At 42.7% G+C, this 14328-nt stretch carries 15 protein-coding genes and 1 pseudogene; 10 read left to right on the top strand and 6 right to left on the bottom strand.

What is annotated here, in order from left to right; all coding sequences use genetic code 11:
• The first annotated feature begins 11 nt into the window (after positions 1-11).
• Together fusA and JK628_RS16045 are read left to right on the top strand one after the other, a co-directional pair.
• Positions 12-2057: an elongation factor G gene (gene fusA / locus JK628_RS16050; protein WP_202285794.1), complete on the top strand. Its 2046-nt coding sequence runs from the start codon at positions 12-14 to the stop codon at positions 2055-2057.
• Between the two features lie 178 nt (positions 2058-2235).
• Positions 2236-3081, top strand: coding sequence for a 4'-phosphopantetheinyl transferase family protein (locus JK628_RS16045; protein WP_272931629.1), 846 nt, complete (start codon positions 2236-2238; stop codon positions 3079-3081).
• Between the two features lie 9 nt (positions 3082-3090).
• Here the strand turns inward: JK628_RS16045 and JK628_RS16040 are convergent.
• Positions 3091-3558, bottom strand: a pseudogene (locus JK628_RS16040) (alkyl sulfatase dimerization domain-containing protein); the annotation flags it as partial.
• A gap of 137 nt (positions 3559-3695) precedes the next feature.
• On the opposite strand from JK628_RS16040, the gene JK628_RS16035 reads away from it, so the two are divergent.
• The 3 genes from JK628_RS16035 (at position 3696) to JK628_RS16025 (ending at position 6354) form a co-directional block, all read left to right on the top strand.
• Entirely contained in the window at positions 3696-4601 is a 906-nt protein-coding gene (locus JK628_RS16035) for a LysR family transcriptional regulator (protein WP_202285792.1), read from the top strand.
• Between the two features lie 200 nt (positions 4602-4801).
• Positions 4802-5473, top strand: a complete 672-nt coding sequence (locus JK628_RS16030) for a hypothetical protein (protein WP_202285790.1) — start codon at positions 4802-4804, stop codon at positions 5471-5473.
• An 86-nt stretch (positions 5474-5559) separates the two neighbouring features.
• On the top strand, positions 5560-6354 hold the full coding sequence (locus tag JK628_RS16025) for a hypothetical protein (protein WP_237524035.1): 795 nt from the start codon (positions 5560-5562) through the stop codon (positions 6352-6354).
• A 188-nt stretch (positions 6355-6542) separates the two neighbouring features.
• Here the strand turns inward: JK628_RS16025 and queF are convergent, their stop codons facing one another.
• Positions 6543-7400, bottom strand: coding sequence for an NADPH-dependent 7-cyano-7-deazaguanine reductase QueF (gene queF, locus JK628_RS16020; RefSeq protein WP_202285788.1), 858 nt, complete (start codon positions 7398-7400; stop codon positions 6543-6545).
• Positions 7401-7458: 58 nt separating this feature from the next.
• Here queF and syd point away from each other — a divergent pair, with 58 nt between their 5' ends.
• Positions 7459-8106, top strand: a complete 648-nt coding sequence (syd, locus tag JK628_RS16015; protein WP_202285786.1) for a SecY-interacting protein — start codon at positions 7459-7461, stop codon at positions 8104-8106.
• 117 nt (positions 8107-8223) lie between these two features.
• Here syd and JK628_RS16010 read toward each other — a convergent pair whose 3' ends face one another.
• Entirely contained in the window at positions 8224-8997 is a 774-nt protein-coding gene (locus JK628_RS16010; protein WP_202285784.1) for a Zn-ribbon-containing protein, read from the bottom strand.
• Positions 8997-9356, bottom strand: a complete 360-nt coding sequence (locus tag JK628_RS16005; RefSeq protein WP_202285782.1) for a DNA-binding protein — start codon at positions 9354-9356, stop codon at positions 8997-8999. The genes JK628_RS16010 and JK628_RS16005 overlap by 1 nt, the downstream gene beginning before the upstream one ends.
• 148 nt (positions 9357-9504) lie before the next feature.
• Here JK628_RS16005 and JK628_RS16000 point away from each other — a divergent pair, with 148 nt between their 5' ends.
• Entirely contained in the window at positions 9505-9876 is a 372-nt protein-coding gene (locus tag JK628_RS16000) for a DUF3192 domain-containing protein (RefSeq protein ID WP_202285780.1), read from the top strand.
• 24 nt (positions 9877-9900) lie between these two features.
• Here JK628_RS16000 and JK628_RS15995 read toward each other — a convergent pair whose 3' ends face one another.
• Positions 9901-10131: a DUF2789 family protein gene (locus JK628_RS15995; RefSeq protein WP_202285778.1), complete on the bottom strand. Its 231-nt coding sequence runs from the start codon at positions 10129-10131 to the stop codon at positions 9901-9903.
• Positions 10132-10348: 217 nt separating this feature from the next.
• Between JK628_RS15995 and JK628_RS15990 the strand changes: the two genes are divergently transcribed.
• Both JK628_RS15990 and JK628_RS15985 read left to right on the top strand, forming a co-directional pair.
• On the top strand, positions 10349-10987 hold the full coding sequence (locus JK628_RS15990; RefSeq protein WP_202285776.1) for a GNAT family N-acetyltransferase: 639 nt from the start codon (positions 10349-10351) through the stop codon (positions 10985-10987).
• Positions 10980-11291, top strand: a complete 312-nt coding sequence (locus JK628_RS15985) for an Mpo1-like protein (protein ID WP_202285774.1) — start codon at positions 10980-10982, stop codon at positions 11289-11291. The genes JK628_RS15990 and JK628_RS15985 overlap by 8 nt, the downstream gene beginning before the upstream one ends.
• A 1898-nt stretch (positions 11292-13189) precedes the next feature.
• On the opposite strand, the gene JK628_RS15980 is transcribed toward JK628_RS15985, so the two are convergent.
• A complete protein-coding gene (locus JK628_RS15980; protein WP_202285772.1) occupies positions 13190-13780 on the bottom strand; it encodes a hypothetical protein in 591 nt (196 codons plus the stop codon).
• A gap of 240 nt (positions 13781-14020) precedes the next feature.
• Between JK628_RS15980 and JK628_RS15975 the strand changes: the two genes are divergently transcribed.
• Positions 14021-14278: a hypothetical protein gene (locus JK628_RS15975; protein WP_202285770.1), complete on the top strand. Its 258-nt coding sequence runs from the start codon at positions 14021-14023 to the stop codon at positions 14276-14278.
• Positions 14279-14328: the final 50 nt, after the last annotated feature.

The following is a 14328-nucleotide window of genomic DNA, read 5'->3' as shown; positions in this document are numbered from 1 at the left end:
AGGAGGCCTATATGGCTGAGTTCAACACTGAGCAGATCCGCAATTTAGCAATGCTCGGGCACACAGGATCAGGAAAGTCCTCGCTATTAGAAGCGCTGCTATTTCGTGCTAATGCGATAACCTTAAAAGGCAGGGTCGATAAGGGCACAAATCATGCTGATTTCACTGCCCAAGAAAAATCCCATCGCCACAGCTTAGAACCCTCCTTTCTCAATCTTGATTTCGCCAACCACCACATTAACCTTATCGACACCCCCGGTTTACCCGACTTCTTTGGCCGTGCGCTATTACCTTTGCCGGGCGTAGAATCGGTACTTTTAGTGATCCATGCAGGTATGGGTATTGAGTCGGTGACTAAACGGGCGTTTGCAGCAGCGCGTAGTCAAGGCAAAGTGGTACTGATTGCGATTAACCATATTGATGGTAATGAAGCGGGACTGGCCGAATTGTTGGGCAATATTCAGCAACAGTTTGGCCATCGTTGCTTGCCTGTTAATTTACCCAATGTTACAGCAGACCAAGTTGTCGACTGTTATCTGCATAGTGAAGAACAGGCACAAACGGCATTCCATAGTGTGCAAGCCGCACGGGATGAACTCGTTGATACCGTGCTTGAAGAAGATGAGCAGCTGATGGAGCTGTACTTGGATCAGGGCGAGTCGCTAACGCCTGAGCAGTTGCACGCGCCCTTAGAGGCTGCATTACGTATGGGACATCTAGTGCCGGTATGCTTTACTAGTGCAGAGCAAGATATCGGTATTGAATCATTGCTAGAGCTGCTAGTGAAATTGCTGCCAAATCCGTTAGAAGCTAATCCGCCGCAGTTTGTGAAAGGCTTTGGTGCCGATGCTGTGCCGATCGATGTTAGTCAAAGCCCGTTAGAGCATGTGCTAGCACATGTCTTTAGAGTGTCTATCGATCCGTTTGTGGGTCGTATCGGGATTTTTCGCCTGTATCAAGGCACCATCAATATCGGCATGAAGCTATTTGTTGGCCAAGGTCGTAAGTTATTTAAAGTGAGTCACTTGGCTAAACTGCAGGGTGACAAGCTGATTGACGTTAGTCAGGCTATTCCTGGTGACATTTGTGCTATCGCTAAGATAGATGAACTTGAAGTGGGAGCTGTGCTGCACGATAGTCATGATGAAGATGAGTTCCATCTGCCTGAACTGGACTTGCCACAACCTATTTTTGGCTTGGCTGTATCGCCTAAGCGGCGTGGGGATGAGCAGAAAATATCCGAAGTGCTGCACAAGTTAGTGGCGGAAGATCCTAGCCTACAGGTCAATCGCAGTGATGCTCAGGGGCAGACTGTTTTACAAGGGCAGGGCGATCTTCACTTGCAAATAGCATTGGAAAAAGCGCAAACCTTGTTTAATGTGGATATGAAAACCGATACGCCAGCGGTGGCTTATCGCGAAACGATATTGGCAGAAGCGACGGCCCGTTTTCGGCACAAAAAACAGTCTGGTGGTTCCGGTCAATTTGGTGAAGTTGAACTAAAAGTGGAGCCCTTGTCGCGCGGTCAAGGTTTTGAATTTGTCAGTAAAGTGGTGGGTGGTACAGTCCCGAGTCAATATATACCCGCTGTTGAAAAAGGGGTGCGTGAAGCCATGTCTGCTGGTGCGCTTGGTGGGTTCCCGATGCAAGATATAAGGGTCACGGTATTAGACGGTAAGCATCATAGTGTCGATTCAAAAGAGATAGCGTTTGTGATGGCGGGAAAGAAAGCCTTTATTGATGCTGTTGCACTGGCACAACCTGTGATCTTAGAACCGATTGTCGATATGCAGATCTTGGTGGAGCAAGGCCATGTTGGGGAGATCACTGGTAACATGAGTGCTTCTCGCGGCATTATCTGTGGTACTCAAGCTCAGGCAAGTGGCATAGTAGAAGTTAGCGTTGAAGCGCCGCTGGCTAATGTGGGAGACTACTCCACTAGGCTTAAATCGATGACCGGCGGTGACGGTCAATTCTCCATGCATTTTAGCCGTTATGATGTTATTTCCGATAAGGCATTAAAAGAGTTAACGTTAGCGTTGGCCGAAACGGATTAAGCAACGCCTTATGTAATATGTTGGGGCTGCCGGCTTTTTGCGGTATGCCCCTCTGTTTTTTTGTGGTAAAAGAGGCCACAATACCCTATGAATCATCGTTTTTGAGATCTCCTTGTCGTCCCCTATATCTGAATCAAGCTGCGTAAAACTTTATTTCTGTCCGTTATCATCAGCCTTAATGGACGGTAATTTCACAGCGACAATCCGCTCGTGGTTACCCAAAGACGAAATCGATAAGGTTGACCGTTATATTCAACAATCTGCTAAAGTCCAAGGTTTGATGGTGCGCGGATATGTGCGCGCATTGCTATCAGGCCATAGTCAATTGAAGCCAGATGAGTGGCAGTTTGAATATGGTGACAAAGGTAAACCACGATTAACGGCGGCACAGTATGAGCAAACGGGCATCGCTTTTAACCTTAGCCACAGTGGTGATTGGCTATTGTTAGCGATTCATCAGCAGCCAGTGCAAGATGCAGCATCATCGACAGTGGAGCTGGGCGTTGATATTGAGCGCTGCCGCAAAAGTACCAACATCCATTCAATACTCAACCACTATTTCTCCAAGCCAGAGACAGCAGCGTTGCTTGCCTTGCCTAATGAGTTACAGCGCGATCGCTTCTTTGATCTGTGGGCACTGAAAGAGTCTTACATTAAGGCTAAAGGGCTGGGGTTGGCGTTGTCGCTTAAATCCTTTGGCTTTGATTTAACCGCATTAGAGCAAAGCATACTAATGCTTAAATCGAGTGAACAGTTGCAACCTGAACTTTTAAGCAGCGGACTAACTCAGCAGATGGTTTTCAAGCAAGGAGTTAGCTTACAACTGTTTGATAAAGTTGAAACGGCTGATGTGACAAGTGAACTGATGGTGGCAGAGGCGGCTCACTGGGATTGCGCTTTGGGGCACTTAGATAAAGATTATCGCTTTGCTATCAGTGTTAGAGGATTAAACTACCAAGACAAGCCAGTCGAGTATGACGCAGAAGTCGTCACTATTACTGCAGTGGTTCAAAGCACGAGTTAACCCCAATTATTTACAGGCTAAAAAGTCAAATAATGTCGCCATATCAATTTCACTGTTCACATCGGCAGACGCTGTTTTAGGCGCACCCTTTTGGATGCCTACACGTAGCTCTTGTACACCGGTTGAGTAGGTATTTCTTCAGCCGGCACCTTCTGATTGATAACCTTATTGCTCATAGGTATCAGCTAAAAGCTGTCTTGCTGTGTCATTGCCCGGATCCATATCAAAGTAGCCCAAATACTTGTTATACACGGCCTTAGCGTTATGGCTGTAAATACCATGGTAACCGTTGCTGTGCCATGCTATATAGACAGTTTCTGGTATGGTTTCTTGGATCGCGTCGCCAATATCTTGAATGCCCACACCATTATTTGCCAACCTTAACGATTGGTTGTGCAGCAAAGCATAGTTGTCATGTTGCAGCTTCATGAAGTCATTGTTCTGCGCATAGCCCCAGATAGGTGATGAATGAGAGTCTAATTTTTTGAAAAGCATATTATTCTAAACTTGGTTAACTATAAAGTTTAACTGCCTGATTTTATGTATATTGATATGTTAGAGTGGCTATTTCAGTTTTAGATGTGTTGTATAGGTAGTAGAGGATAGATTTCGCAATGACACAGCATAAGCAGTTTGATGTAAACCTGCTAAGAGTCTTCTTGGCCGTTTGCCGTACAGGATCTTATACCTTGGCTGCAGAGGAGCTTGAGCTGACTCAACCTTCCGTGAGTAATGCTATCACTCGCTTTAAAGCTGTGATTGGAGAGGAGCTTTTCGTTCGTGCAGGAAGAAATATAAAGCCCACAGCCATGGCAAACTACCTCTATGAGCAGCTCAACGACTCATTCACTAATATCGAGCAGACAATTAATGGCTTGGAGGGTTTTGACCCTATGATTTCTGAGCGCCAGTTTGTCATTCTTGCCAATGATGTTGTCGCTCATCTACTACAAAACAAATTAGATACAATAATCCAAGATCTCCCTATAGAAGTGATATTTCGTGAACCACCTGATTTTGATGGTGAGATCTTTGAGATGCTAAATCTAGAGCAAGCTGATATAGCCATTGATATTGGCTTACCCAAGGATTACCGCTTCGAAAGAGCGCTGCTGATGAGTGAACCTGCCACCTGTGTTGTTAGTTGTGATCACCCTAGAGTTCAACAACAGATAACCAGGGAGCAATTTTTTTCTGAGCGGCATGTACAAGTTAACCTCAGACGTTTTAACCTCACCGCTGTAGACTTAATTAGTGAAGAGGTGTTACCTAGCCGTAAAGTCCACAGTAGCAAATCATCTATGTTGAGTCTCCTTGCTGCGGTGTCAACAAGTGACGCAATAGGACTCTCTCCAAAAAGCTATGCCAGTGGTTTTGCACAGATGTTTAATCTTCAATTAGTACCGATTCCTTTCAAAACAAAGGCGTTAGATATTGAGGTGGTGTGGAAGAAGAAGCACAATCGCAACCCGGCCCATATCTGGTTGAGAGAGACAATTCTTAATATGAATGCCTTCTAAGTGGTGAGTATTTTCTATGCAGTCTCACCCCTTGCTGAATGTAACTGGGTTATCTTTAGCTTGTTTTTACATTGATGTATTCACACTGTGAATGTGTTGACCATAGTTTGCCCTAATTATTTCTATCTGGAAACTCGCTATAGTTCTCGTCATTGATTCAGCCATTTTGCCGAATCGTCTTATCTATAGAGAGCATATGTATGAATTTATCTAAAACGTCACTTTTAGCAACTATTGTTACCTCTATTTTTATCTCAGGGTGTTCATCCACCTCTTCAGCTACGGACAACACAGATCCAGGTTACGGCAATCCTGGTCTGGAATCACCGATTGAGATCCCTGCCACGCCACATAACCCGATTGAAACGGGTCCAGATAACGATCTACCTGAAACCGATCCTGGTTACGGTTTACCTGATTTTGGTGATACGCCAGATTGGGGAGCGAGTAAAGAGCGCCCTGATGTTGGTGATAAGCCTGCCGATAACTCACCAGAATTTGATGAAGATGATGGTTGGGGAAATGCTAATAAGCCCAAGCCAGATGTGAACCCATATGAGTTAGTCATTAGTGAGGAGCATGGGCAAGCTTATATATACCGTAAGGAAGATGGTAAAACCATGGCAATCATTGAACCCAATGGGGATGGTAGCTATACAGTACGTGATGGCGCCATGTCAGGGGATAACACCTATGTCATCTATCAAAACGATTTAGGTCAGATTCGCATTGACTGGGACCAGTCAGTTATTGATGCAGGCTGGGGAGCAACAGATAAAGCGTTAAAATCAGGCCTTACACAAACTCAGAGAGATAATATCAAGTCTAGAGTGAATGCAGCAAAACTGAAAAGTCAGCTTCCTAAGCGCTAATATCCCTATGCCCCAAGTGTTTGAGTCATTTTGTCCGCCTTCCTTTGGGGCGGACGCTTTTGATATGTTTATGAGAGCGAAACTATATGCAACTATCTACACTCTCTCCTTTAGTAATATGTGTAATAGGGCTATTTTGCGGCAGCATAGCAACTGCTCAAGCCACATCGATCTCCAGTGATATTGAGCTTATCTTCCCACCTAAGGGAATAGTACTGATTCAAGAGGATGAAGCTGAGCCCCTGTATAAGTCTGTTGGACTAGATGTGAAGATGCAGGATGGTGAAGCTGTTTATACTCTTAATGCTAGTTTCGATATTGGTGAAACTTGGCGTGTGCTTGGTGAGTATGACAGTAATGAGTTTTGGGAAGTGGGTGTAGGTAAAAGCTTCTATACCTCATTTATGTTCACTGAGGTCACAGCAAAGGTCAATCGGGGTGGTTATAGTGCGGGTGTTTTCGCTGGTATTCCTGTAAGCGAAACGATCATCTTAATGGCTGATGCAAATTACAACTGGTATACCGATGAAATCAAGTTAGGTTTTGATCTTGGTGATGAGTATCAAGGAAATTTTGGTTTTAGCCCTTCTGATACTGTTGATATCATGCTGGGCATATCTTGGAGTGCCCATGAGCGATTGAACATTAGTTATAGTTATAACCATGTCTATGATACCCGTGGTGGTAATAGCTGGCTGACGGTGCCAGACCTTGATATTGATAAGGAGTGTTTTTTAGATATCAATTGTAGTAAGGGGAACTTTAACTATCACGACATTACACTAACGACTCTGATTTGGAAGTTTTCCCCATATTTTACATATACCTATTTTGCAGATAGAGAAAACTTTTATGAGATTGGCCTCTCATTTAGGTGGTAACTGCATATTCTTGCGTTGTAGGGAACAAATAGGCTAAATGTAATGATTAGCGCATAGAACAGGAAAGATTAAAGAGCAGCTACAGAGCTGTATAACTCTCACACTAGCCCTAGTAATTCTTGTTTATTACTAGGGCTAGTGTGAATATGGCTCATATTTTCGTTATTGTTTCTTCACCATCATTTCACTTATTGTCTGGCTAAACGGTGACTCTCGGGTGGGTGTTCAAAGTCACTACGATAGGGGTTGATATCTAACCCACCACGCCTAGTGTAACGTGCATAAACGGTTAACTTGGCGCATTGGCAGAAGCGTTTCAAGTCGACAAAGATACGCTCGACACATTGCTCGTGAAACTCATTGTGTTGTCTAAATGAGATCAAGTATCTAAGCAGTTTTTCGCGATCGATTTTTGGCCCTTGGTAACGGATCATGACCGTACCCCAATCAGGCTGAGAGGTGATCAAGCAATTCGATTTAAGCAGGTTGGAGGTTAAGGTCTCGGCAACCATCGCTTTGTTGTCGACACTATCGATAAGGTAGTCTGGGTTAAAACTATAATCGCTGACTTCAATATCTAAGTCATCGATACAGGTGCCCGGTAGCTCTACAATACGCTGATGATGAAAGTTTTTTGGCTCAATCACTTTAACGCTAACATTACCTTGAGCACAGTCGCATAGATCTTTAGTTAACGTCGATTCTACGGCTTGTACATCATCAAATTGAGTCTGGTTAAAGCTGTTTAAATATAGCTTAAACGACTTAGATTCAATTAGATTGGCACTTTTATAGTCTAAGCTAAACTCCGCAATGGCAACCATAGGCTTGCCTTTGGCATTAAGCCATGAAAGCTCATATCCAGTCCAAATATCACAACCGTGAAACGGTAATTCATGGGTTAGGGCGATAGCATCACGGTTTAACTTGCGTGGCACGCCTTGCAGTAAAGACGCATCATACTGCTCCTGGTAGCCAGTCGACTTTCCTAATGTAAGTTGTGAAAGCTCGGGTGCGTCACTATAGGCATCATGATGTTGTGTCATCAATACGGTTTCCATGTCAAAATAGACTTTTATTATAACTTATTTTGGGATTGGCTAAGTGTCTTCTTTACCTGCTCTGGATATTTTTTTAAATGACTACCAACAAGCTTACTTAGACAAGTTAGGAGAGCACCCTCGTTACTATGCGCAGCAACAGCCATCCGAGTGTATTTTGGGTGACCTTGATGTTGAAACCGAAGATGCATTGCAATGGAAGTCAGTATTGCGTGAGGAGCCCGGCGTTTTCGAGAATGTTGAACATGCACTTGAGCTATCTTTGCATGCAGATCTCAGCGCATTTTATGGAACGTATTTTTCTGCGCCATTAATGTTTGACTCAGCTTGGGGAACGGGGGAGTTATTGCAGGCTTGGAGTCAGACTGATTTTGAATATCTGCAGCAAAATATCATTGGTCATCTAATGATGAAAAAGAAGCTCAAACAAGACCCTACCTGGTTTATTGGTGTGTTTGATGATGAAGATAAAATGATCACTGTGAACAATACTGATGGCAGTGTTTGGATTGAAATTCCAGGGGAGATTCAGAGTGAAAAACTCGCTGATTCATTAAATGGTTTTATCGCTGAACTGAGAGCGCGAGTAACTCCTCCGGTTAAGCTGGTGGAAGAGGATATGCCTATACTTGACCATCCAGGCATTTGGCAGCGAATGAAAATGATGTGGCGCAACCTGCTTGGCAAATAGCGACTAATATATACAGATAGAAAACAGATAGAAGCGTAAACTAGCAACTTGAACTATAAGCTTTAAAGTAAGAGGTCTAAATTGCACTGCAATTTAGACCTTTTTTGTGAGTATAATTTAAAGATGATCCCAAGAGATGTTTGATACGATACGGCAAGGTTCACAGCGAAAATGAAACATATCTAATAACGGTTCATCTAATAACCAGTCATCACTGCCACACTTGGGGCAGCAACGCTTTTTCTCATTGGCTAGGCTTTCACCGCCGACACGATAGAGATAGTAATAGGTTGGGATTTTAGTGAGGTACTCAACTCGACCGCGCAAGTCCCAGCCACGCCTAAACAGATCACTGTCATGGTTCGTCAGTTGTTCAAGTGCGGCAAACTCGGCTTTTGTGCCCGCAGCCATTTGCAATTCATCACAAGCTTGCCACTCCGTTTGCCAACGGATCAAGCGTTTATGATCGCCATTAGCTGTCGCGGGCAGTTGGTAAAGCGGTATAGGTTGCAATGTATCGCCATTTCTTAGTGGTGAGCACATATGCACATAACTGGTATAAAGCAGCTGCCAGCTTGGCGCCTCTTGGCTAGAAACCTCTGAATTAATATCTTGGCCTATATACTTTTCACGCGGAGCAAGCAATTTAGCCTCAGTTAATTCGGCTAAGGTTTGCTCGACCCAAGGGCTATTGAATCGTTTGGCGAGGCTGCTTTTTTCAGGCATCAACAAGCGAGCTCTAAACTCACCATCATTGAAAGCAACGGCAAACTCTCGGCCCAAGATTTGACCATTGGCGCGATAAGCTTCTAACAGGCCGTTAATGGCTTTCTCTGCCGCTGTAATAGTGGTGTTATCAAAACACTCAAACCTTAATTCGACAACATGCATTATTTCTTTGCCTCATGAGAGTTAAGCAACGCAGATTCAAGTGCTGTCAATCGTTGGAATACTGCTCGATAGTCAGCTTTTAGTGCTAATAACTCACGCTCCAACTGTTCAATCCTTTGCTGCTGTTCAGTATCGATAGGAGACTGTTGAGCTGCTTGTACAGATGCATTCAGCTGGGCTTTTGTAGGAATAGCCGCTATGTCGGTCGCATTCATCGACTTGTACTGTTGTAAGCCCTGAATAAGCGTTGGCATCGCAATGCCCATCCCTAACTTAGTTTTAATTAAAGCAAGAGTGGGAGTTTTACCTTCATCGCTGAGCTGCTTGGCGGCACAGAGTACTTGGTCTAGAGGGCTCATCGTTGGTTAAATTCCTTACTCATGAGTATATTTGGTTAGTCTACTGTAATGAATACAGGTTAAATCATTATAAAACAAAGTGTTAAATATTGGCATACTGTTTGCTTTATTTATGATTATAAAATCAATATAAATACAGGAAGTTAATGTGAAGAATAATCTACTAAGTTTAGCGTTTTTTGGGATAGCAAGCATAGGGTTAACTGGCTGCGTGATCAATGTGGGCGATGATGGAGCAGATTGGGATAACAATGGCAGTTGGGAAGCAACACAGGAAAGTAACCGTGAAAACCTCTCGAGGATCTCTTTAGGTATGTCAAAAGATCAGGTGACGACCTTAATGGGGACTGCCGATTTTAATGAAGCCTATATCCAACAAGATAAAGAGGTGCATGTCCTATTTTATCGTACACAACGGATGAAGGGCGACGGTAAAACCACCAAGAATGAGTGCACACCCGTTGTTATTAGTAATAATGCAGTAGTGGGTTGGGGTGAAAAAGCATACAGTAAGATATAGTGCTATTTCGGTAGCACCGTGAAGCTACTTTCTTAACAAGGTGTCTAAATGGTCAATCAGATCTGACCATTGGGCATCTTTTGCTATTGCTTCTGCTAGGAAGTGCTGCTGCGATACTGTCCAAAACTCGGCTTGATGAATGAGTAGTCCTGCAGCAATCGTGTGTTTTGTTATAAATAATTCAATTGCCTTACTATCACTTTCTAAACCCAGCTGTTGGAATAGGTGTTCGAGATCTAGAGGGGTTGTGTCCATGGCCAGTGCTCCGACGATATCGTATAGCTTCTAGTATGGTTGAAAACAGTCCCAGGCTCCAAGTTATGTGCAGATAATTTTTGGCAGAGAATGACTCTTCGACTGCAACTATTAATCAATATTAAATAGATAATAACCTAGCATTTGATTATTAATTGCACTTTTCTATGGGCTTGCTACATTGGTATTAGTTTGATCTAGATCAAGGAAAATAACAATGGAAAACCAAACCATGGAAGAGTGTCGAGCGGTCTATTTAACAGCTGAAGACATACGTATTGCCGCCTCAATTCTTTATAATGCTTATCACGATGATCCTTTTTTTATCGATGCATTATATCGTGATAACAAGGCGCAATATGAGCAAAAATTGCGCGGCGCTATTCGTGAAGAGTTAAATGATCTTTGGCAACAAGAGCAGGGTTTGATTGGAATATTCATTGGAGAACGGCTCATCGGGGTGGCCTGCATTGCAACGCAACAAGTACCGCTAGGTGAAGCTCGTTATTGGCATTGGCGTTTGAAAATGTTGATCAGTGCCGGCTGGCAATCGACACAAGCTTGGATAAATAAAGAACACCAAATTGTTGAGAAATTACCCAGTAGTCATTGCGGCATCTTGCAGTTCATTGCGATATCAACCAATGAACAAGGCAAAGGTTATGGTAGCCAATTGGTTAAAACAGTATTGAGTTGGTGTGATGAACAGCCGCAGCTTGATGGAGTTGGTGTGTTTGTTAGCGACCCTGCACATATTGTATTATTTTCGAATCATGGTTTTGACAAGCTGGAAGATCTAGAGATAGGAAATGTGACCGGTGAGTTGATGTTTCATCGAGGTCAGACGAATGAGTAAACGCTTCAGTAGTTTCGCTGAGTTCTATCCATTTTACCTTTCGCAACACCAAAATAGAACATGCAGATCGCTACACTATATTGGTAGTTGTCTTGTTATCTTAGTGACAATTTTTACGTTCTATTCAGGGCAATGGTTACTGTTATGTTCGCTACCTGTCATTGGTTATAGCTTTGCTTGGATAGGACACTTTGTATTTGAAAAGAACAAACCAGCGACATTCGAATATCCCTTTTATAGCTTAATGGCTGATTGGGTTATGTTATTTGAAGCTTTCTTTGGAAAGAGAAGTAGAAATATCTGATTAGGATGTTCTTGCTGTGAGAGATCTCTTACTTTCGTGTGAGATATCAAATTGAAAGATTGTTGACATAAGCATGACATCCATTTTTAGTCGTTCATAATCAACTGGTTAGGTGTTAAATGCTTGGTTGCAATAATGTTGCAGTATTGATCGTTTGCTAAGTCAAAATCGATTTGGACTAATAGCTGTATAAACTTAACTTAAGAAATCAAAAGGGGAGAGTATTAGTGGCACTACCCTGTGGTAATGGGCATTACCATTGTGATGACCAGATTTAAATATTAACTAAGTGGATTATTCTGCTCGCTAGTTTAAGGATAAATTAGCATCAATTGGATATCAGTATTTTTATCTTATTCAATAGTAGGCCGATAGTTAAGAGTAAACTTATTAAGTAGTTATGTATTTGCAGGACGCAACTAGGACAACCTTAGGATGAGGATTTTAGCTTAGGATAAGCTAATAAATGGATTTTGTACGCTGAGTACAAGGAAATAAAAGGACTTTCAAGGAAGATGCAGGATGCATGTTAAGCATGGATGATGCAGGGAGCACATATATAGCGGGAAAGCTAAAAAAAGTGAGATCAGGGCGTACCGGAAGGTACGCCCTTTCTGTTATCGACAGCTGTATTTTGATAAGTTGCTCGATTGAATGTGAGAGATCTCTTACAGTCTTGTGCGAAATATGGCTGATAGGTCGCTGCAGATTAGGTGTGTCACACAATAAAGCCTATAAAAATAACAAGTTATGACGCGAGCGCAGTGTGACTAAAATGTGAGCTGATGTTAAATGTTCATTCTTGGTCCGTTTTTTATTGGATTTTAGCTTATTATTTAATTGTGCAAGGACGCATGCTGGCAAGGACACGCAGATTAGGATGATCGAAAAGTGGCGGAAGGATCTGCACTTAATATGGATGACTATCAGGGATGAGGCTTTCTGGAATGATAGCCTGAATGACCAAGGAGTGGTTAAACAATCCAGGATGGAAAGTTTTACTACCTAGGAAGGTAGGATGCTACGGATAGTTGTTGAATGGACTCTCAAGGACGATATAGGACACGCTTAGGATGAGCAAGCTTGGTAAAAGGATTACTGAGTTACAGGGATGAGTATCGTAAGATACAAGGAAAGATAGGGATACATGGACGATGCAGGGAGCACAGTTACGCATGGATGGTGCAAGGAGCATAAAATAGCAGGATGAGCTTACAAAGAAATAGGCGAAGGCGCGTCCCCTCTGGGGCCGCGCTTTTTCTTTATTTATTTCTCTGCAAAATAGATGTTTGCTGCAGGGGGAACTAGTTTGATCATTTTCAGCTCGTTTTTGGACAGAAATGAGATAGCTTAGCAGAACAACTTGGGAATAATTGGGAGCCATCCCGGCAAGGCTTCTGAGCCGGGATCTAGTGCCATTACCTAAAACATCTACTTATAATGGAAAGCAGCTCATCCACTATGTTCCTTTGCAAGCCGCCGTGAATACCTCCATGTAGGCTCTGCTGAAAAATCCCTTTTTCAGAAGCTTGCACGTTCCACAGCAGATGGCCTGCCAGCGAGTTCAGAGTAGCGTCTAGCTCATTTCTGGACAGAAACGTGCTAGCTCTAAGGCTCTAAAGATGAGTAGTGGGATTAGGAAATGTATGGTAATCAAATAAAGTTTACACTGACCCCACATATCAAGATTTGTGATGTTTGGTGATTGTTCAGGTCACCAAGAACCATGAAAGTTCCTTCCCCAACTTAGCTATCCATTTGATTTGTAAGTATCATTTGTGGGGGTTGCTCAGGCTCTGACCATAATTACACGCAGAAATAGGCAATAATCACGTACTATGCGGCACATAAGGCATGTGTAGGTGCTACACATATTTCAGTAGCATTGAGTTCTATTTCTATCTCAACTCACGGATGATATCAGCCAGTTTAGTATTTATTTCAGTTAACAGTTTTATAGAGTCAAAAAGATCACATAAATATTTCTCAGCCATTTCGTAGCTTTCCTCCTTAGTGATTTTTTGATTGACTCTCAGTTCAGGCATAGCCAGTTCGTTACATTCTTCCCATAAGGCCGTTATCTCAGAGAGGTCACAATCACGACCTGAGAACTGTCTAAGAATATTGTCGATACGAGCTACCAATTTAAAATCGTCATTTTTGGTTGGGAGTAGAATGTACAGATACTTTTGCGAATCCCAATTATCTTTATCACAAACATTAAATAATTGGTGAGCAAAGTCGTCCACGAAAACCTTCCTCTCGTTGATTGCTTCCATCAACTTCTCAATCTGAGAGTGAGTAATAGGTTTCCGCCACATGTTATAGACTTTATAAGCCAATCTAAGGCCGAATAAAGCACTGATGCTGGCTAGGATGCCAAGTAGGTTAGATATGGTGGTGAGGTTTAGCTCTAGTCCTGCATTGAGTATGAAACCAGTAGCTACCAAACCTAAACAAGTGATAGCTATAACCCATTTATCTTCCATGTAACCTCATACTTTAATTAACCTTATGAGAGATTGTACCACAGCTGCGGGGTGACCTTTTACACTGGCAGCTTCAGAAAAAAGAGGCAAAAAAATTATTAATATTGAGATCAGATCTTGAATGTTGTGCTTCACATTATCTGAATTATCGCAAAACTAATAAGCAGGGCGTAAACAAACTAAGTCTGTAGCAAGTTTTGGGGCATTTCCGGGTTAAGCATCAAACTGCAAAGGGATAAATTGAAACACCTGTTACCTTGTGTAGATACGGCTGAAGCCGTCGAAAACATGGATGTTTTCGTTGAGCTTACACGGACGTACTTGAAGCGTGCTTCAGCAGTGTCTGCACTGACCCCGCTGGAGGCGATTAACACCCATGAGACCACAAGTTCAAATAGGTTGCTTGGCAACACCAATCAAAAATGTAATCAGTCTTCATTCGAAGGCCTACTAACTTTGGCGCATTTTCAAGTTAGCGACCGAAAGGCCTTGTCCTAGTATCAAAATGAAAATACAGCTAAAAAAATGAGCCAGTATTGCTACTGACT

It is taken from the genome of Shewanella sp. KX20019 (genome assembly GCF_016757755.1).
GTDB lineage: Bacteria > Pseudomonadota > Gammaproteobacteria > Enterobacterales > Shewanellaceae > Shewanella.
The sequence above is the reverse complement of the archived record's forward strand: the minus strand, read 5'-3'. Positions and strand labels throughout refer to the sequence as shown.